This window comes from Antrihabitans spumae (assembly GCF_043944905.1).
Lineage (GTDB): Bacteria > Actinomycetota > Actinomycetes > Mycobacteriales > Mycobacteriaceae > Antrihabitans > Antrihabitans spumae.
Genome location: NZ_JBIMSN010000081.1, coordinates 19,404 through 38,831, shown reverse-complemented (window position 1 = coordinate 38,831; position 19,428 = coordinate 19,404). Strand labels below are relative to the sequence as shown.

18 protein-coding genes and 1 pseudogene are annotated in these 19,428 nt (G+C 64.1%); 4 read left to right on the top strand and 15 right to left on the bottom strand.

Going from position 1 to position 19,428, the window contains the following annotated elements:
• Positions 1-24 precede the first annotated feature (24 nt).
• Positions 25-687, top strand: coding sequence for an NAD(P)-dependent oxidoreductase (locus tag ACHIRB_RS18485; RefSeq protein WP_395125406.1), 663 nt, complete (start codon positions 25-27; stop codon positions 685-687).
• 30 nt (positions 688-717) lie between these two features.
• Complete coding sequence (locus ACHIRB_RS18480; protein ID WP_395125407.1) at positions 718-1,329, top strand: ABC transporter permease; 612 nt, start codon at positions 718-720, stop codon at positions 1,327-1,329.
• Here ACHIRB_RS18480 and ACHIRB_RS18475 read toward each other — a convergent pair.
• The 8 genes and pseudogenes from ACHIRB_RS18475 to ACHIRB_RS18440 all read right to left on the bottom strand — a co-directional run bounded on the left by ACHIRB_RS18475 (position 1,326) and on the right by ACHIRB_RS18440 (position 7,956).
• A pseudogene (locus ACHIRB_RS18475) lies at positions 1,326-1,947 on the bottom strand (response regulator). The gene ACHIRB_RS18480 and the pseudogene ACHIRB_RS18475 overlap by 4 nt on opposite strands.
• A complete protein-coding gene (locus ACHIRB_RS18470) occupies positions 1,944-3,107 on the bottom strand; it encodes a sensor histidine kinase (RefSeq protein WP_395125442.1) in 1,164 nt (387 codons plus the stop codon). The pseudogene ACHIRB_RS18475 and the gene ACHIRB_RS18470 overlap by 4 nt, the downstream one beginning before the upstream one ends.
• Positions 3,107-3,925 carry an ABC transporter permease gene (locus ACHIRB_RS18465; RefSeq protein ID WP_395125408.1) on the bottom strand — a complete coding sequence of 273 codons (819 nt, stop codon included), beginning with the start codon at positions 3,923-3,925 and terminating at the stop codon, positions 3,107-3,109. The genes ACHIRB_RS18470 and ACHIRB_RS18465 overlap by 1 nt, the downstream gene beginning before the upstream one ends.
• Complete coding sequence (locus ACHIRB_RS18460; protein WP_395125409.1) at positions 3,922-4,908, bottom strand: ABC transporter ATP-binding protein; 987 nt, start codon at positions 4,906-4,908, stop codon at positions 3,922-3,924. The genes ACHIRB_RS18465 and ACHIRB_RS18460 overlap by 4 nt, the downstream gene beginning before the upstream one ends.
• Positions 4,905-5,144 (bottom strand): hypothetical protein, encoded by a 240-nt coding sequence (locus tag ACHIRB_RS18455; protein WP_395125410.1) that lies wholly within the window; start codon positions 5,142-5,144, stop codon positions 4,905-4,907. The genes ACHIRB_RS18460 and ACHIRB_RS18455 overlap by 4 nt, the downstream gene beginning before the upstream one ends.
• A gap of 276 nt (positions 5,145-5,420) precedes the next feature.
• Positions 5,421-5,942, bottom strand: a complete 522-nt coding sequence (locus ACHIRB_RS18450; RefSeq protein ID WP_395125411.1) for a hypothetical protein — start codon at positions 5,940-5,942, stop codon at positions 5,421-5,423.
• A 17-nt stretch (positions 5,943-5,959) separates the two neighbouring features.
• A complete protein-coding gene (locus ACHIRB_RS18445; RefSeq protein ID WP_395125412.1) occupies positions 5,960-6,571 on the bottom strand; it encodes a hypothetical protein in 612 nt (203 codons plus the stop codon).
• Positions 6,568-7,956, bottom strand: a complete 1,389-nt coding sequence (locus tag ACHIRB_RS18440) for an MFS transporter (protein WP_395125413.1) — start codon at positions 7,954-7,956, stop codon at positions 6,568-6,570. The genes ACHIRB_RS18445 and ACHIRB_RS18440 overlap by 4 nt, the downstream gene beginning before the upstream one ends.
• Before the next feature lie 117 nt (positions 7,957-8,073).
• On the opposite strand from ACHIRB_RS18440, the gene ACHIRB_RS18435 reads away from it, so the two are divergent.
• On the top strand, positions 8,074-9,462 hold the full coding sequence (locus tag ACHIRB_RS18435; RefSeq protein ID WP_395125414.1) for a wax ester/triacylglycerol synthase family O-acyltransferase: 1,389 nt from the start codon (positions 8,074-8,076) through the stop codon (positions 9,460-9,462).
• 12 nt (positions 9,463-9,474) lie between these two features.
• Here the strand turns inward: ACHIRB_RS18435 and dacB are convergent, their stop codons facing one another.
• Positions 9,475-11,043 carry a D-alanyl-D-alanine carboxypeptidase/D-alanyl-D-alanine endopeptidase gene (dacB, locus tag ACHIRB_RS18430; RefSeq protein WP_395125415.1) on the bottom strand — a complete coding sequence of 523 codons (1,569 nt, stop codon included), beginning with the start codon at positions 11,041-11,043 and terminating at the stop codon, positions 9,475-9,477.
• A 144-nt stretch (positions 11,044-11,187) separates the two neighbouring features.
• Here dacB and ACHIRB_RS18425 point away from each other — a divergent pair, with 144 nt between their 5' ends.
• Positions 11,188-12,069 (top strand): esterase/lipase family protein, encoded by an 882-nt coding sequence (locus ACHIRB_RS18425; RefSeq protein WP_395125416.1) that lies wholly within the window; start codon positions 11,188-11,190, stop codon positions 12,067-12,069.
• A gap of 24 nt (positions 12,070-12,093) precedes the next feature.
• On the opposite strand, the gene ACHIRB_RS18420 is transcribed toward ACHIRB_RS18425, so the two are convergent.
• From ACHIRB_RS18420 to ACHIRB_RS18395, 6 genes are all read right to left on the bottom strand, one after another.
• On the bottom strand, positions 12,094-12,366 hold the full coding sequence (locus ACHIRB_RS18420; protein ID WP_395125417.1) for a hypothetical protein: 273 nt from the start codon (positions 12,364-12,366) through the stop codon (positions 12,094-12,096).
• Between the two features lie 405 nt (positions 12,367-12,771).
• On the bottom strand, positions 12,772-14,010 hold the full coding sequence (locus ACHIRB_RS18415; protein WP_395125418.1) for a bifunctional 3,4-dihydroxy-2-butanone-4-phosphate synthase/GTP cyclohydrolase II: 1,239 nt from the start codon (positions 14,008-14,010) through the stop codon (positions 12,772-12,774).
• Positions 14,011-14,019: 9 nt separating this feature from the next.
• Positions 14,020-15,201 carry a thiolase family protein gene (locus ACHIRB_RS18410; RefSeq protein WP_395125419.1) on the bottom strand — a complete coding sequence of 394 codons (1,182 nt, stop codon included), beginning with the start codon at positions 15,199-15,201 and terminating at the stop codon, positions 14,020-14,022.
• Entirely contained in the window at positions 15,198-16,664 is a 1,467-nt protein-coding gene (locus tag ACHIRB_RS18405; protein ID WP_395125420.1) for an aldehyde dehydrogenase family protein, read from the bottom strand. Before ACHIRB_RS18405 ends, ACHIRB_RS18410 begins: the two co-directional genes overlap by 4 nt.
• Before the next feature lie 25 nt (positions 16,665-16,689).
• Positions 16,690-17,814: an LLM class flavin-dependent oxidoreductase gene (locus tag ACHIRB_RS18400; RefSeq protein ID WP_395125421.1), complete on the bottom strand. Its 1,125-nt coding sequence runs from the start codon at positions 17,812-17,814 to the stop codon at positions 16,690-16,692.
• Between the two features lie 84 nt (positions 17,815-17,898).
• Positions 17,899-19,422 carry a GMC family oxidoreductase gene (locus tag ACHIRB_RS18395; protein ID WP_395125422.1) on the bottom strand — a complete coding sequence of 508 codons (1,524 nt, stop codon included), beginning with the start codon at positions 19,420-19,422 and terminating at the stop codon, positions 17,899-17,901.
• Positions 19,423-19,428: the final 6 nt, after the last annotated feature.

The window sequence follows — 19,428 nt, the reverse complement described above, 5'->3', positions numbered from 1 at the left end:
CACACTTCCTCGAAAGGAAACGTCATGAAGGTTCTCGTAGTCGGCGCAACGGGTGGCAGCGGGCGTGCAGTCGTCGCGGAGTTGCTCGAACGCGGCCACGCGGTCACTGCGTTTTCGCGGCACGCGAGCGGGCTGGCCACCGAAACCCGGGGTGATTTGCGAACGATCGACGGCGACGCGACCGATCCCGATGCCATCGTGGGCGCCGTGCCCGGCCACGATGCCGTCGTAGTCACGCTGGGAATCAGCGAGAACCCCGCGCGCGTGCGCCTGCTCGGACCTGCGCACACCGCAGCCGACGTCCGCTCGCGAGGGATCGGCAATGTCGTCGCCGCCATGAAGCGCAGCGGTGTGACGCGCTTGGTCGTACAGAGCACCTACGGCGTCGGCGAAACGGCGTCGCGGCTGGCGCTCGTCGATCGGATCTTCTTCGCTGTACTGATCAAGCAGCAGGCTGCCGACCACGCCGAGCAGGAACGAATTGTGCGAGCAAGTGGCCTCGACTGGACGATCGTGCAGCCCGTGCACCTCACCGATAGTCCAGCCTACGAGGACGAATTCGTCTCCGCCGCAGGAGAAGTCAAATCACGCAAAGTTTCGCGCAACACGGTCGGGCGGGTCGTCGCCGATGCCGCTACCGAGTCCAGCTATGCCGGTCGGTCGATCGCAGTGTCCGCACTGCGCTGACCGTGCATTTCGAAACATAAGGGGGTCAACATGTTTCACGACGACGCTCGTATCGCCACCCGCGCCGAGGCGGGCCCGGTTATCGACAACCTGCCGTCGTACGTGAGCTTCGGCTTCGTATGGCTCGTCGGATACGGAAGTTTCGCATCGTCCTACGGAGACGATCCGATCGTGCCGCTGCCGTCGGCAATTCCAGGCAGCCTGCTAGTCGTCGGCTTGCTTGCGGCGTTGGTCGTGACCTTTGTTGTCACAGCCCGCGCGCAACGCGGAGCGAAAGGCGAAGCCGCGTTGGTCGGTAGGATGCTCGATGCCTCCTGGCTGGTCGGGTTCGGTGCGCTGTTCATAACCATCACCGCCCTCGCGGAAGCCGTGCAGATGCAGGAGGTCCACGCACTGCTGTGGCCGACAGGATCCGGCCTTGTCGTAGGAATGCTCTATCTCGCCGGCGGCAGCGCGCAGCGCGACATCGTGCAGTACACGCTCGGACTCTGGCTCGCCCTTGCATCGTCCGCAGCGCTGTTTCTACCGGGAGCGGGCATGTACGCCTGCCTGGCGCTCGCTGGCGGTGGTGGGTACTTCGCCGCAGCAGCACTGGAGCCGCGACGGAGGCGTGCATCTCGATGTCGACGATGGGCGGACTAGATCCACCCGTGCCTGCGCGCGGTGAGAGCCGCTTCGTACCCGGTTGGACGCACCTAGCTTGGCCATCGCCGTCGAGAGGTAGTTGCGGGTGGTGCCAAGCGAGAGGTGTGCGCGGATCGCGATTTCCTCGGTGGACGCACCGTCGATGGCGAACTCGAGTACGTCGGCTTCGCGGGCGGTCAGCACCGTGTCACCGGTGCTGATGGCTTCGGCAGCAAGCTGTGGGTCGACGTGGCGTCCGCCGCTCGCGACCGTGCGGATGACCTCGGCGAGTGTCGCCGCAGACGTCGTTTTGGGCAGAAAGCCCCGCACCCCGGCGGTGAGTGCTCGTTTCAGATAGCCGGGTCGGCCATGGCTGGTAACGATCAGAATGCCTGCTCTGGGAGTAAGCGCCAGTAGTTCGATTGCGGTGTCGATTCCGTCGATACCGCGCATCTGCAAGTCGATGACCGCCACTGCGTCCTGCTCACCGTCGTCGACTCGCCGCCGCCAGATGGCGATCAACTCTTCGCCGGATTCGACGTCGGCGATCACGTCGATATCGTCCTCGAGGTCGAGCATCGCCGCCATTGCGGTTCGGATCAGGTTTTCGTCATCGGCGAGCAGTACTGGAATCACGATTTCTCCCAACGTATTTCGAGCACGAAATTATCGCCGGTGGTGGTGGTGGTGTCCAGCACCGCGCCGACAGTGGTGAGCCGCTCGGCGAGTCCGCGCAGACCCGACTGCTGTGCTGGATCACGGGCAGAGCGGGATCTGTCGGAAACACCGTTGTTGCGCAACGACATTCCGGCGTCGCCGAAGGTCATCGTTGCCGTTGTGGCTGCCGAATGCTTGACGATGTTCGTCGTGCCTTCGCGCACGACCCAGGCTGTGACCTCGTGGAATGGCGCTGGAATCCTCGTCGGGTCGCCCTCGATGGTGAGCTGACAGCCCGCGGCCGCCAGCAGCGAACGGGCTCCGGCGACCTCACCTTCGAGATTGATGTCGCGGTAGCCCCGGACGAGATCGCGCATTCTGTTCATGGATTCGACAGCGAGGTGCCTGACGTCCTCCATTTCGGTGGCCGCGCGGTCGGCGGCACCGGATCGCGAGAGTGTCGCGGCGAGTTCGCTTTTGACAGCGATCGCCGAGAACCCGCGGCCGACCACATCGTGTAGATCGCGCGCGAAACGCAAACGCTCTTCGGCGACCTGCAACTGCGCCTCGATCGTTTTGGCGCGATCCAGGTCTTCGACGATCTGAAGGCCCCATCTCGTCAGAAGGGTGCTGGCAACAATGACAGCGCCAAGGGCTGCAGTCAGCGCAGCCAACCGCACACCCCCGGCAAGAGACGATCCGAGCGCCGCGCCGGTGGCGATTCCGATCCCGACAACGATCCACCATCGGTATCGCAGGAACGGAACGACCGACTGCGCCAGGAGCAGTGCGGAGATCAGCCCTGTCGAGCGAATCGCGTCACCATCGGAGTCGTCGGTTCCCAGGTAGATTGCGGCGACACAGGCCAGCCAGACCGCGATCAGGATCGATGTCCCGACCGGCAGCGCCCACCGCCGCAGCGCGGATGTGCTCCACGCAGCCAGATCAGGTTGGGCCTGCACGGCAAGGATCGCCGCGATCCCGGAGACGACGATCCCGGCAGAAGCCAGTGGCTCGGCTGCGTTGGCGATGCTCGCAAGGACCACAACCGCAGCGATGGCCACCGGGAGCGTGAGCTGTGCATAAAGACGGAACTTCGCCGGCCCCGACTGCTCACGCCACCAGGTGGCCACTCGCATCATCCGCGGTCGTCCCAGCGAAAGCTTGTCGCGACGATTGCCAATGCCAACACGGTCCACAGTCCCAGTGTCGCAAGCGGTTGGGCCATCTCGGCGAAGGTCCCCGCGAAGTCGAGGGCAACTGCGGAATCAGGGGCCGTCGCAGGCAAGCCTGCGGCGCCGAGGGAAATCAGGTCGGAGAGCGCCGCGAAAGGTGTCCAGTCTACGAAAGCGCCGAGTCGGTCGGGAAGCACATTGCGGATCGAGGTCAGTCCGACGAACGCGATCATCATCACCGGCATCGACGTGATCTGTGCTGCCTCAGCGTTTTTCGTGACGGCACTGGTAGCAAGTCCGAGTAGCGAGAAGAGGACGATACCGCCGAGCAGGGCGACCACAAGTGCCACCGGGTTGACCGGTGCCGGCGATCCGGCGCCATAGATCACTCCGCCGACGATCGCAGCACCGGCAACTGTGAGGATGGCGCCGGGCACCGCCGGAGCGGTCTGAATTTGCCAATCCGCCGCCTCACCCGTGCGCAGCCGCTTCAAGACCCCTTCGCCACGACGAGTGGTGATCATCGACAGCACCGAGTAGTACTGCACGAACAGAAATGCCATCAACGCGAACATTTCCAGGCCGGTGGTCGCCACTTCCGCCGTTGACCCGAGGTTGTTCCGTGCGAGGAAGAACGAGACCAGCGGCAGAGCAACCGGGAACACCGTTCCCATGATCACCAGCGTCTTGTTGCGACGGAACTGCCGGTACTCGGCAGTGGAGAGCGCCGTCAGTGGGCGTTTGCCGTAGCCGACAGCTGGGGCCGCCATCAGGGTGGTCATAGTTGGGCTCCGATCATGTCGTTCGTTGGGGCCGAGATCTCGGCAGTGTTGATGGCGTCGCTCGAGTTGTTGGCGTCGCTCGAGTCGTCGGCGTCGGTGGCGATGTCGAGAAACACCGACTCGAGCGAGGCAGCGCGCGCTTCCAGGCCGTTCAACCGCAGTCGGTGCGCACCGGCCCAAGCGAGCAGTTCGGACAGATGGGCCTGCAGATCGTGGGTATAGATGGTCACCCGCGATTGTGGATCGATCCGGGCGCCGCGAAGTGGCGGCAACTCGAGGCCCGGATGGTCGAAGACGATGCGTGCAGGGTGCTCGTCGACGATGTCGCGTAGGGTGCCGCGGCGCGCGATTCGGCCTTTGTGCATGATCGCGATGGTGTCGGCGAGTGCTTCGGCTTCGTCGAGGTAATGCGTCGTCAAGACCATCGTGACGCCCGCAGCCTTGAGCCCGGCGAGTAATTTCCATGTCGCACGCCGACTTTCGGGGTCGAGCCCGGTCGTCGGTTCGTCCAGAAACAGCAGTCGCGGTTGCCCGAGCAGCGCGCACGCGAGATCGACACGTCGCCTTTCGCCGCCGGACAACGATCCGACTCGGACGTCGGCCCGGTCGGTGAGGTCGACCTGAGCAAGAACAGCTGCAGCGGTGGTCGGGTTGGAACAGGTGCCGCGCCACATCTCCAAGGTCTCGGCGATGGTGAGTTCGGCGGGGAGACCACCGGACTGCAGCATGATGCCCACCTGCGGGCGCACCAGCTTTCGGTCACGACGAGGGTCGAGGCCGAAGACCTCGACGTCGCCCGCGGTGGGTGCCGAAAGTCCTTCCAAGAGATCGAATGTCGACGTCTTGCCTGCCCCGTTCGTGCCGAGCAGAGCGAAAACCTCACCTTCGGCGACGTCGAGATCGATGCCCTTGACTGCTTCGAATGCGTTGTCGCCCTGGCCGTAGACCCGGCGCAGTCCGCGCGCGGTGATCACGGTGCTCATCGCGAACCCCACTTCCGGGTGCCGAGTGCCCAGCGGACCGCAAAGTTTCCGACGACCAAGGCGCACGCGATAGCCGTGAAGACGATCGTCGGCTGCACTATGGCCAGGACGGCCGCCATCAGCACGACGGTAGTCACGATGACTGCGACTTCACGCCCTCGGCTCGGGGCGGGGCCGAAGCGAATGGCGTCGGTGACCAGGTTGGCCAGAGGTGAATCGTTCTGTGTTGTGTTCATGGTTATAACCCTGGTCGAGACAGGCTTTCACCAGTAGTGCGAGCGATCATCGATTGCGCTGGGATCTGTCACCGATACATGCTGACAAAAATCACCTGCGACGCGTAACCTACGGCGTCACGTAGAACGTGCCGAAGCTCGGTGTACCGAACACATCGTCGAGGCCAGGTAAATGTGCTGTCGCCGTGACGATTACCTGACCCGGACCCGTCACCACCGCGTCGCGATCGGGGAGATCGTCGGTGATGACGCCCGACGCTCCGGTCGACAGATTCGTTACAGACCGGTCGCCTCGACGATGTCGTAGATCTCGTCGGGGCGAGCGGCCAGAACGAGTTTCGACATCTTCTCGATCTCAGCGAGGAATCGTCCGCGCTCGTCGGCAGCCGCCTTTCGACCGAGTAGCGCGAAACGCATGAGGTCCTCGGGGACGAACTCCTCACGAGCGTGTGCAGTGACGATTCTGTCGCGGTAAGCAAATTCGAAGACCCACCACGCCATTCGGTCGCCGCCGTCGATACGGGCGAACTGCGGGTCGTGACGGAAACGGTCCTCGACGACGGCTCGCGTGACGAACTCGATCCCGTCGCGAACGCCCGGTCCGGGATGCGCTGTGCGCACTCGAATTTCGCGTCGTTCGGGCGGTCCATCGGGTGACAGCAGTGGGAAGACTCTTTGCATCACCCTGAACGAATGCGCAAGCCCGCCTATCGATCTCGGCCCGCTGTACAGCCGCAGATCACCGAACGTGAACTGCAACCGCGAGCCGAAATCGACGACATCGAGCGTGTCGGACACAACGGACAGGATACGCGTCAACCCGGCAGCAGGTCGCGCAACCTGGCGATCAGGGAATCCTTCACCGCTCGGCTGACCGCGTCGTTGATCATGCGGGTGATGTCGTCGGTGTCGGTCAGGTCGGCCAGTAGCGCGCGAAGGTCGAGGTCGTCGATCGCCCGAAGCAGAACGTCGTCGGTCTTCAAACCGCCGTTCACCATCGAGTCCGGCAAACGGCGGAGCAGCGACTTCACGTAGCCCGGCAGGTCCGCGTTGGCCAGCGCCTCGTCGACGAGATCGGACGCTGGCGGCAGGGTGCCGTCGGTCTGCATTCGCTGCACCGCGTCCCGCAAACCCGTTCGCATCGCGTCGATTTCGGCGTCCGTACGCTCCCTCGGCTGTGCAAGCTGCAACACCAACGCCTCGCGCGAGATCCGCAATTGACATGCGGCGCCATCCAATCCGAGCAGGACCAACCTCGCCCCGAGCGCCTCGATGCCTGTCCCGATCGGTTCGACGACCCTCGCGACGCACGGGTCCGCCGTGCGGGCCGGGGCAAAGTCACCGCCACCGTTGGCGACCTGGACCCCGAGCACGATGCTCACCAGCGCCGCGGCGATGGAGGGAAGGATGGCAGCGCGGACCGTCACGTTTTCACCCTGCCACGCAGCAGGCCGAACGGGATCAGGGGCACAAGGGCGGCCAACGCCAATGCCGCGCCGATGAGGAACGAGTCGCGAAAGGCCCGGGTCGCGGCTCGTTCGAGCTGTTCGTCGAGGTTCCGTTCGAGCGCCTGAGCGGCCGGCCGCTGCTCGGGGGCGACCTGCAGCGCAGCGAACGCCGGGTGGAGGTCGGGCACCCGGCCTCGCTCACTCGCCAGTTGGTCGCTCAGGCCATTGGCGAGGGCGATCTTGTCCCGCACGGGCAATGGCGCGTCGAGCACCAACCCCGTAATGGCTTCCTGCGCGGGCCCTTGGGCGTCGACCAGGTCCGCGGTGAACACCGGCGTTAACAATGCAAGGCCGAGAACAACTCCCGCGTGCCGAGCGCCGATCGTCCACCCGCCGTGAATCGCCCGCGGCACCCGATCACGCAGGGCTGCGAAGGTGAGTGAGTCGACCGTCAACCCGAGTCCGAGCCCGATCAAGGCCTGCGGCGCGATCGTCCAGGCCAGGTGCGCCGACGGCGGAATCGCCAGGCCGACAAGACCGCCCGCGATGAGCAGACAACCGGCGGCCGACTCCGAGCGGGGCCCAGCCCGGACCCGTCGAGCCAGCGGAGTCGCGACGAACGCCGCGACCGGAACCACCGACACCGTCAGTGCTGCGGTCGCAGGTGAGCGGCCCCAGCCTTCGACAAGTAGCAAGACGAGCAGAAACAACGCAGCGGTGAGCGCAGCGGAAAGCAACACCAACGCGAGGTTCGGCGCGATGGCTGGGCGCTGCTTGGCTACTGCGCGAACTGGATTGCCGCGGATCGCAAGCGCGGCAGGCACTGCCAGAACTGCGATCGGAACCTGCACGATGAAGATCGACTGCCAGGAGATGGCCTCGGTGAGCAGTCCGCCCGCGACCGGGCCGACGGCGGTCCCAAGAACACCCGCCATCGTCCAGCGAGCAACTCCACGTTTCTCGTCGGTCGCCGAGACCAGTAGTTCCAGACAGCCGACCAGAGCGAAAGCACCACCGAGCGCCTGCGCGCAACGCGCGGCGATCAGCACCTCCATCGTGCCGGCCAGCGCACACGCGGCCGAGGCACCGGCGAACACTGCGATCCCGGCTGCACACAGGGGCGCGGGGTTCCAGCGTGTGCATGCCCACGCGGCCGGTACGACGACCAGGGCGAGTACGAGGTTGAACGCGATGAGCACCCACGCGACCTGAGCGACACTGCCACCGAGATGCCGCAGGATCTCCGGCAGCGCAAGCGTGACGATCGCCGAATCCGCGAGCACAACTCCCACGGTCAACGACAGCAGGGGAACCGCGGCGCGACGCACGAGAACAGACTTACCGGAGTTGGCACCTGTGTCCACCGAGGCGCGCTGAGCAACGCAGATTGCCGCCGGAGCAACACAGTGACTTATGTTGTAACATCGTGACAGTTCGGTTGCTAGTCAGACTCTACGTCCCCCGAGGAAGTGGGCACACCCATGTCGATCAAGGCCATCTCACCGCTCGATGCAGCGTTTCTGCTGATAGAGAGCGACGACATGCCATGGCACGCGGCGCTGCTTATGTTGTTCACGCTTCCGGACGACGCCGCGGCCAGCTTCGTTCCCGACCTCGTCGATCGGATGCGTGGTCCACACAAGCCGGTCAGCCCATTCAATCTCGCACCCGCGTACGCGAAGATGCCCCAGCTCCCGTTCGTGCGCGAAGTCGACACGATCGACGTCGATCACCACGTCGTCGTTCATTCGCTACCTCGCCCCGGAGGCGAGGACGAACTGAACTCTGTGATCGGCCAGTTGCACAGCCGCCGGCTCGATCCGTCGCGTCCGCTGTGGGAACTGCACCTGATCGACGGTCTGGCCGACAATCGCTTTGCGGCTTTCATCAAAATTCACCACTCGCTTGCAGACGGAGTGACCGGCATGCGCCGTTTGCTGCAATGGCTGACGCCGAATCCCGACGCCGACCCGTGTTCGCCGCTGTTCACCGTTGGACCTAGCGGTCGCATCGATGCACCGGTCACACCGCGGCGGGGTCTGCGCGCGGTGCGTAAACAATTGGCTGCCAGAGCAACTGCCGGACACGAATTGAGCCGGACGATCTACGAGATGATGCGCCGCACCTATGCCGGCCAGGCTCTCACGGTTCCGTACCGGACTCCCAAAACCGTGTGGCACGGCCGAATCGACAGCGACCGCAGCATCGCCTACACCCAATTCGATCTCTCGCGGCTCAAAGCACTCGCCGACGCAACCGACACAAAGTTCAGCGACATCGCTTTCTACACCTGCGGATCAGCGCTGCGCACCTACCTCGCCGAACACGCCGATGTGCCGTCGACACCGCTGACCGCCGGGGTGCCGATGAGCACACGTGACGAAAACGACGATCGTCCAGGTTCGGCATTCGGCTTCATCACCGTCGATCTCGCCACCAACATCGCCGATCCCATCGAGCGCCTGCAGACCATCGCCCGATCGAATGCAACCGCAACAGAGCAGCTTTCGCATCTGTCCGAGCCCGGTCTCGTGTTGCAGCCGGTACTCGCCAACGGCCCGATGATTGCCGCGCTCGCCCTCCGATTCGGTAAGCGGACCCCTGCGGCATTCGGTCTTGTCATGTCGAACATCCCGGGACCGAAGGTTCAGCTTTACCTGGACGGCGCCCGCCTCGATGCCTTGGTTCCGGTATCGGTGCCGATGCACAACAGCCCCGTCAACATGACGTGCATCGGTCACGGCGACAAGATCACCTTCGGCATCGCCGTCGCAACTCGCAACGTGCCGGACGTCGGACACATTGCCGCAGGGCTGGAAAAGGCCATCGTCGACCTCGAGCGCCAGGTCGCGGCCCGCAAGGCTGCGTGAGGCCGCAGTGTTTCAGCCGTGCTGCTGAATCTGAGTGAGCACCTTGGCGGTCAGTGGGAAGGTGTCGATCCCGTCGGTGAATTTCGGATACACACCGTTGAGCGCGTAGAAAGCGACGACAAGTTCTTTGCCGCTCTCCGTCGTCAGATAGCCGGCCTGCCCGGCGGCGACGAACATCGACTGCATCGGACCGATGTCGGGACGTGCGCTCAAGCCGCTCTTGACCAGAATCTTTCCGTCGCGGTTGATATCGGGTAGGCCTTCCTTGAGCTGTGCACCCCACGGCTGTTCGTGAATCCAGGTGAGCCACCGCACCATTGCGGCCGGCGTGGCCGAGGCGGGATCGGACCCTTCGCCGTCGTAGATCTCCACCGTGCCGGGTTCGATGTTCGCCTTGGCGAACTTACCGATCACGGTCGTCAGGCCGTCTTCGCAGTCGGTCGAGCCTGCCTTCTTCGCGAGGAGGCACAGCAGCGTCTCCGCTCCCCTGTTGTGACTGATCTTGAGCACAAGCTTCGTGAGGATGCTGGTCGGCGGTGACGTCAAGAACGTGACCTTGTTCGCGTCGGTGTATGCACTGTCGGACGGAAGCGTGCCGCGGGCTTTGTCTAGCGGAGTGTCGACCGTGACCCCCGCGCGGCGGAGTGCCTCGATGAACAACGCCCGGGCGTAGGCCGCCGGGTCCGGAGCGAAGACCGTCAAGTCGAGTTGCTTCGAGCCGATAGGCACGTTGCCGCTCACGACGACACGGTTGTCAGCACCGAGCGTCGCGGTCGCGGTGGTTTCGCTCCCGGCCGCGCTGGTCTTGGCCTCGTTGACAACCTCATAGAACGCTGTTTGCGGGCGTGTGTTCATCGTGATCGGATCGCCTGCATTCGCACCCGGATCGACGACGATGTCGAGGAGGTTGTCGTTGACCATGATCGAGGTCAACACCCCCTCCTTGGTCTGATAGGGATCCCAGAGCCTGTCGTCGACGAGCACATCGCCCTCGATGGAGGTAATCCCCTTGGCGACAACGTCTTTGGCGAGCTTATCGAGTCCGGCGAGCGGATCGGCCTTGACCGGCTGCGACGTCGGGATCGCATAGGCATAGATGTGATCGTCTGGATCGATGTATTCCAGTTGCCCGTCGAGCACACCCCGGCTGCCAAGTATGAAGTCGCCCGAGCCGACGAGCACGAGGTCGCCCTGCAGCGTTGCACCATTGCGCGTGCCGACAGAATAGACCGGAGTCTCCAGTGTCGAATCTGCGCCGAATTCGTCCAGATACGTTCCAGCAGTGAACAACTTCGTCGTCGAGCCGAGGAAGTTGAGCTCGTTCTCGTTCTGCGCGTACACGGTGTTGCCGCTGCCGAGTTCGACTGCGTCCCAGTGCCACGTCCCATGCGCGAACGGCGCAGAATTCACAACCTCCAGTGCGTCGGCGGGTAAGCCCCCCGATGTCGCGGCGTCGTCCGACCCGCACGCCGTGAGGACGAGCAAGCCTGTCAGGAAGGTGGCTCCGAGCAACCGCGAAGGGGGTCCGGAAGACGCCGAACGTGTTGTTCCACAACGGTTCACAGGTGCTGTCTGCAGCATGGTCGACTTCCTTTCGGGAAGAAAGCTGACGCTACCCGATGATGCCGCGTCCGAAACGAGAATCGATGTGGAGCGGCACACCGACGGCGATAAACTGACGCAACCGACTGCCTCATCCCGATCGCGGTCGGAAAGGAATCGACTGTGAAGCACCAACTCGTTGCGGGGGTGTTCGCGGTAGTCGTATCTGCAACTGTGGCGATGGCACCTACCGTGCATGCCGCTGAGTTCCCGGTAACAACGGACGGTCTGGCAGCCGTCGTCGCAGGCATCGGCCAACCCGATATCGCACCGCCCGGCGCGAACAGACCCTCGTGTCGCAGTACAGCTCACCCGACTCCGGTTGTCCTGGTCCACGGCACGGCGTTGAACCAGAATGCTAACTGGGCAGCACTCGCCCCGACGCTCGCCAACAACGGCTACTGCGTCTTCACGCTGACATACGGACGCACCCCGTACAGCCTCGGCAGCGGCGCGGTCGACAGCCTCTTCACGTCGGCCGAGCAACTCGGCGTCTTCGTGGATCAGGTACGCGCCTGGACCGGTGCCGACCGCGTGGACCTGGTCGGACACTCTCAAGGTGCCGCTGTCCAGCGCATCTACACCGAAAGCAACCCCGAAGCGGTCCGTCGCGTCATCGGCCTGGCCGCGTCCTATTCACGTGGGACGGCGTCCGACGGGATCGAGCGTCTGGTCGATGCCATCCCCGCGTTGCGGCCCTTCCTGTCCCTCGGCTGCCCCGCGTGTGAAGACCTGAACAATCCGGCCGCGTACCCGCCGCCCGCGCCAACTGTGCTCTATCACAACATCATCAGCGTCACAGACGAGGTGATCACCCCGTACACGGTCGGCTTCCTGCCGCCCGGCTTCAACGTCGTCAATCAGACCGTGCAGAACGTGTGCCCCGATGACAAAGTCGGCCATCTCGGCATCGTCTTCGATCCGGCGACGCTGCGAATGGTGATGAATGCGTTGAGCCCCGACGACGCGGTTCCCGTCGTGTGCGATCAGGGGCTTCCCATCTGAGTCCGGAACCTGCCCCGGACCGACTCACGCCGAGTGCCGGAGGGATCTCGCTCGAGCGGCCGAATGCTGTGATCGGTCGGTCCACAGCCGACGCCTACATACCTTCAGCAACTCGTCGGCGGTTTCGGCGTCCAACCTGTGCTGGCCGGACTGGACGATCCGTTCCACTCTCCGGAAGAACTCCGGAGCGGACAAACCGAATCGGACCATGATGTCTTCGTCCGGGCCACCGCCGAAGCGTCGCCATGAGCAGGCGAAGTCGAGCATCAACTGAGTCGTGTTGACGGAGTTCGTCATTCCAGCCTCCATGTGCAGGCGAAGTGAGCTCGTGCGGACCACGACGGCCATGGTCACCACCATAGGTCCGGAAAATGACGCCGATGTTTCCGATCGATCAGATGCTGAAGGCGGCGTCGGTGGCCTGCCCGTCAGAGTGATGCGAGGCGGATCGATTCGATCGCGGCCGCGGCGTATTGCTCGGGGTGGGTGATCGGCGCCAAATGATCTTCGTCGAGTTCGACTATCCGTGCGCCGATCTGATCGGCGAGTTGATGCTGCAGCCATGGCAGACAGACCGCGTCGCGAACAGGCGGTTACTGTCCGACCCACTCGCCCGATGTCCCAGCAACAGCCTGCTCGGCCTCTGGATTGGAATCCCAGTGCGGCGAGATCCCCTCGCCGCACCGGGGTTTGGGAGCCCGGTCAAAGCCGGGCAGTGATACGACCACGCAACTCGGGGATCTCGTGCCCCATCCGCTCGCGCTTGGTGCGGAGATAGTCCTCGTTGTGATGGTTCGGCAAGGGCGTCAACGGAATCCGGGCAGCGACGGCTATCCCCATGGCCGCCAGGCTGGCAACCTTTTCGGGATTGTTGGTCAGCAACCGCACCGAGGAGACACCGAGGTCGCGAAGAATTTGCGCCGCCGCACCGTAATGGCGGGAGTCGACGGGCAGGCCGAGTTCCACGTTGGCATCGACGGTGTCCCGCCCAGCGTCCTGAAGGCGGTAGGCCTGCAATTTCGCCGCAAGCCCGATCCCCCGGCCCTCGTGGCCGCGCAAGTAGATGACCACTCCCCTGCCCTCGATCGCGATCCGTTCCATCGCCTCTGTCAATTGCGCACCGCAGTCGCATCGACACGATCCGAAGACGTCGCCGGTCAGACACTCCGAATGCACCCGCGTCAACACCGGCGCACCACCCGAAATGTCACCGTGGACCAGCGCGATGTGCTCGCCCTCGTCGAACGAGGCCCGGTACCCGAAAGCCGTGAAATCGCAGGTCTTCGTCGGCAAGTACGTTTCTGCCACCCGTTCGACCAAGACCTCGTGGCGACGGCGATACTGCACAAGGGCATCGATCGAAATCATCGCCAGCCCATGGGTATCGGCGAAACGTCGCAGTTCGGGTGTGCGCTTCATGGAACCGTCGTCGTTGACCAACTCGACGAGCACTCCCGCAGGTCGGAGGCCGGCCAATGTCGCGAGATCGACTGCGGCCTCGGTGTGGCCACGCCGCACCAGCACACCGCCGTCGCGATACCGCAGCGGGAATACGTGACCCGGCCGCGACAGGTCCCCTGGCATCGCACCAGGATCGGCGAGCACCTGGGCAGTACGCGCCCGGTCTGCTACCGAGATGCCCGTGCTGACGCCAACGCGCGCATCCACCGAGACCGTGTACGCCGTGCGCAGCGGATCTTGGTTGTGCGGCGTCATCAGTGGGATGTCGAGACGGTCGAGGAGTTCGCCCGTCATCGGGACACAGATCACCCCGCTCGAATGACGAATCGTGAAGGCCATCAACTCCGGTGTCGCCTTCTCGGCCGCGAAGATGATGTCGCCTTCGTTCTCGCGATTCTCGTCATCGACGACGACCACCGCTTTGCCCGCGGCGATGTCTGCGATCGCCCGCGCCACGCTGTCGAACTCGACCGTGCTCATTGCAACTCCTTACCGATCTCTCTCCAACACAAGGGCATTTGCCATTCCGCCTGCCTCGCACACCGTCTGCAATCCGAGCCGGTGGTCGGCGTCCTCCATCGCGTGCAGCATCGTGGTCAGCAACCGACATCCCGTCGCGCCGAGCGGATGGCCCAGCGCAATCGCTCCCCCTCGCGGATTCAGCCGAGCGCTGTCTGCGCCCAACTCCAGCTGCCAGGCAAGCGGAACCGATGCGAACGCTTCGTTGACCTCGAAATGGTCGATCTCCTCGACACTCGAGCCGATGCGTTGCAAGATCTTCCGCGTTGCCGCTATCGGGGCCGTCAACATCAGCAACGGATCGTCACCGCACGCGTAGAACCCCCGAAACCGTGCCCGCGCTTGCCAGCCCATACGTTCGGCGGCCCGCTCACTGGCGATCAACGCCGCACTCGCACCATCGGTCAGCTGTGACGAGCTTGCGGCGGTGAGCTGCCAGTCCAGTTCGGGAAAGCGGTCGGCGTACTCGTCGGTCCGGAAGGCAGGGCGCAGTTCGCGAAGGGAGTCGACGTTGCTGCCTGGCCGAATTGTTTCGTCCCGCTCCACAACTCGGCCTGGCGCGTGGATGGGCACGATCTCGCGCTCGAACGCACCCGACGAGTCCGCGGCGTGCGCCAATTCGTGTGAGCGTGCCGCGAACTCGTCGAGCTGCGTACGGTCGATACCCCAGCGCTGTGCGACGAGCTCGGCGGCGACACCCTGCGGCAGCAGACCCGGCGAATACCGTTGCTGCACAGACGGACCGTAGCTGTCGGCGCCTTGTCGATTCGATCCGATCGCCACCCGACTCATCGACTCGACCCCAGCTGCGATGACGATGTCGTAGGACCCCGCCATCACCCCCTGAGCAGCGAATTGCACTGCCTGCTGACCAGATCCGCATTTGCGCTCGATCGTGACCGACGGAACGTGCTCGGGCAGACCCGCAGCCAGCCACGCCATCCGGCCCACGTTGCCCGATTGCTCCGACGACTGTGTGACGCAGCCGACGAGCAGGTCGTCGACATCGGACGGATCGACCCCCGACCGCTCGACCAGCGCGGAAACAACCTGGGCCAGAAGCTCGACGGGATGAACGTCGGCCAACGATCCGCCCGGACGGCCCCGACCCATCGGCGACCGCACCGCATCGATGACGAGCGCAGGACTCACCACCTCGATACCACCAGCTTCTGATCGGTGTAGAAGGCCAGCGGAGCATCGCCGCAAACATGCATATCGCCGTAGAACGATGCGCCGTAGCCACCCATGGTTACGTTGGCCGGCGGCGCTGGGAACGAGTTGATGCCGACGTTGCCCGCGCGGACCCGGCGTTCGAAGGCAGCGGCCACCGCACCCGACTGTGTGAAAATCGATGCAGCGTTTCCGAATTCGGTGTCGTTGGCGAGCGCGATCGCAGCGTCGAACGACTCGACGCGGTGGAAGTTGATGACCGGTCCGAACAACTCCATCCGCTCGACCGGGTGTGCGGGATCGAGACCCGCAACAATTGTGGGTCCGATGAAGTAGCCGTTCTCCGTCTCCGCGCCGCCGGACGGCTTCACGTTCCGGCCGTCGAGTACAAATGTCGCACCGAGCTTTTCGGCTTCCGCCAGTGCGCCGAGGATTCGCTCCTTGCTTGCCGCGCTCACCACAGGGCCCATCGTCACGTCGTCATCCAGGCCGTTGCCGACGATGATCTGATTGGCAATGGCGACAACGCGTTCCAGCAGTTCGTCGTAGACGTCACCGATCACTACGACCCTGCTGCCTGCCAGGCATCGCTGCCCGGCCATTCCGTACGACGACGAGATGATGCCTGCGGCCGCCTTGTCCAGATCGGCGTCGGGAGCGACGACGATCGGGTTCTTGGCACCGCCGTTGGCCTGCACACGTTTTCCGGCCGCGGCCGCTGCCTCGTAGATGGCCTTTGCCGTTGGTGACGAGGTGATGCAGGACACCGCTACCACCGACGGGTGGGAAATCAAGTGCTTCACCACATCTGCGCGGCCATGCAGCAAGGTCAGCACACCTGCCGGGAGGCCTGCCTGCTGTAGCAGTCGAATCGCTGCGGTCGACGCGAGCGGATCCTGCTCGGATGCTTTGATGATCAACGCATTCCCGGTAACGAGGGCCCACGCGGAGAACTGCACGGTGTTCATCACGGGAAAGTTGGATGGCGTCACCGCGACGCATACTCCCAGCGGCTCGCGCACGCGGCGGGCATCGAGTCCCGTTGTCACGTTGATGTTCTGACCGTGATAGAGCATCGGCGCAGCAAGTGCGGTCTCGAGGAAATCGAGCGCACGAGCGACCTCTCCGCGGGCCTCGTCCAGCAACTTGCCCTGGTCGAGTGTGATCGTTCGCGCCAGGTTCTCGGCGTTCTGTTCGATAATCGTCTTCATCCGGTACAGGACTCGCACTCGTTCGCCGAGCGGTCGCGCTGCCCAGTCGACGAATGCACGCGATGCGGCCGCAATTGCAGTTTCGGCATCCTCGATGGTCGCGGGTTGCAGATCGGTGATCTTCTCGCCGGTCGCCGGGTTGAACACCTCGATCGCATCGCTTCCGGATCCCGGCACCCAGCGGCCGTCGATCAGGTTCTCGGCAGATGGTTTCAGTTCGGTTGTCGTCATGTCAGTACCTCTTTCTCGAAAGTTCTCAGGACAGGGTGTGTAGTTCGCGCGTTTCGACGCCGTGCCGAACGCCGATGTCGCCGCCGACGTTGTGTGCCTGCAGGCGCGGAAGAACCTCAGCCGCAAGCAGTTCGAAGTTGCGCCGAGCGACCTCGGGCGCCATCCCGCCGAACGAGGGGGCGACAAGGACGGCACCGGCGTCGAGGCGTTCGACATAGTCGAGGATCCGGGACACAACCTGATCCGGCGTGCCCCATACCTGCAGGTCTGCCAGGAAATCGCAGAAGCCCTCGACACCGTGCTTCTCGATGTTGCGGCTCAATCCGGCGTAGTACTCGTATCCCTCGATCTTCGCGAATCCGACGTTGTCGAATTCGTAGTGTTGGACGGTGGATTCGGCATATCGCTTCAGATAGACATCTCGCATCTGTTGCGCCTCGGCCTCGGTTTCGCCGACGCCGACGAACACACACAGCACGGGCTTCGCAGGCTCCTCACCGTTGATCTCCAGGTAGCGGTTCCGATACGCCTTCATCTCGGCTTCCGCTTTGTCCCATGGCTTTTGCGCAATCACCATCAGTCCGACCTCGAGGCTCGCCATCAGGTCGATCGACTGGGGTGACACCGCCGATGCGAACGTGCGACCGCGAAACGATGCATACGGTGCCGGACGAAGTTCCATCGCGGGCTGCTTGTAGAGCTCGCCGTCGTACTCCATCACTCCGGACTCGAACCCGTTGAGGATCGCCTCTGCGTATTCCGCGAAAAGCTTTCGCGACTGCCCCATTTCGACGCGGAACCCGTCGAACTCGACGCGTCCGAGTCCCCGACCGATTCCCACCACGGCCCGGCCTTCCGACAGATGATCCAGCAGGCAGAAGCCCTCTGCGACTCTGACCGGATCCTGCCACGGCAGTACGGAGACCATTGTGCCGAGCTTGATGGTGGACGTCTTGGCGGCCAACCACGAAAGAAACTGCGGCACATCGGGAGTCATGCCGTAGGCGGTGAAGTGGTGTTCAGGTGTCCACGCCGAATCGAAGCCGACCCCTTCCGCACGCAGAGCCAGGTCAAGTTCGTGCCGAAAGGCCTCTTCGTCGGTCAGCTTTCCGTCCAAGTTCTGGAAAACGAGAGTCAATCCTGTGTGCATATCCGCTCCTTCGATTCAGTCATTCCGACCAGTTGGTATTTGTCAGGCGCGACGAGACATCGAGTGCCGCAGCATCGTGGCTGTCTAGTGCGGGCGGAGTTCACCGCGGAGCAGGTCCGCGGCTACTTCGCCGATCAGTACCGTCGCTGCATTCGTGTTCGCCGAGACGATGCTCGGCATCACCGAGGCATCCGCGACACGCAAGCCGGCGACACCGTTCACACGCAGCTGCGGATCGACGACCGCATCGGCATCCGCACCCATCCGGCACGTACCGGAAAGATGAAAGAAGCTGCTGACCGACTCACGAACGGCCTGTTCCAGTTGCGGCCGGTCAAGTTGCAGCAAATCCGTTGTCTCGCAGTCTCCGCCCCACTCGTCGAATGCGCCCGACCGCGCGAGGCCATCGACCGCCTCGATTCCGGCAATGAGCTGACCCATGTCGTAGTCGTCGCTCAGATAGCGCGGGTCGATCAGTGGTGCCCGTGCCGGATCGGCCGATGCGAGGCGGACCGTTCCGCGACTACGTGGCCGCATGTGGCCGATCCCGAAGGTGAAGCCGTTCGGCACGGCCTGCTGCCACGGCAGGTGATAGTCGACCTGGATCTGGACGATCTGCAACTCGCACCGAGTCTGCGCCGCATCGGTTTTCATGAACAATGTCGACTCGGCGTAGTTGCCGCTCGGCGCGGGCAGCGGTCGATCGGCACGCATCCGGACGCCGGCGAGCAGAATGTGGTCTTGCAGGTTGCGTCCAACTTCGGCCGAATCGACGACAGTCCCGATCCCGAGGTCCTCTAGCTCGACGGCACGGCCGATGCCGGAGAGCATGAGCAAGCGCGGCGTAGCCACCGCCCCGGCGCACAGAACTACCTCGCTCGCAACAGAATCCGTGATCGCCCGACCGTCCCAGGTGTACCGGACGCCGGTGCAACGGCCACCCGTCACCACGAGGCCGGCAACGTCCGCACCGGTACGAACCGTCAAGTTCGGACGGTCGAGCGCGGGCCGCAGGTACGCCGTCGCCGTGCTCTGCCGCACACCGGCCGCGATCAGCAGATCGTGACATCCGGCCCCGAGCAACTCGGGTCCGTTGAGGTCCTGCGACACTACGTGACCGACCGCCCTTGCAGCCTCGACGTGGGCCAGGGACAGCGGGTGTGGAGATTCGATGGGACGCGGCGTGAGCGGCCCGCCGCGGCCGCGAAACCGCGGGTCGCCGTGCGGTGCATCCTCGGAACGGACGAAGTACGGAAGAATCGATTCGTAATCCCAGCCGGTGGCGCCCGCCGCCGCCCAACCGTCGTAATCGAGTCGGTGGCCGCGCAGGTGCGCCATGACGTTGATCGAACCCGATCCTCCGAGAACTCGGCCGCGCGTCGCAGGAACGGTGCGGCCGAGCGTGTCCTGCGGAACGGTCGTGTAACCCCAATCTGCGTCGCTGCCAGCCAGACTCGGCCATGCTCCCGGTGCCTCGATGTCGGCCCGGCGGTCCGTGCCACCAGCTTCGAGCAACAGAACCTGGACTGCGGGGTCTTCGCTGAGTCGGCCTGCCACAACACACCCGGCGGTTCCGCCGCCGACGATGATGAAGTCGTAGGTACTCATGGAGCG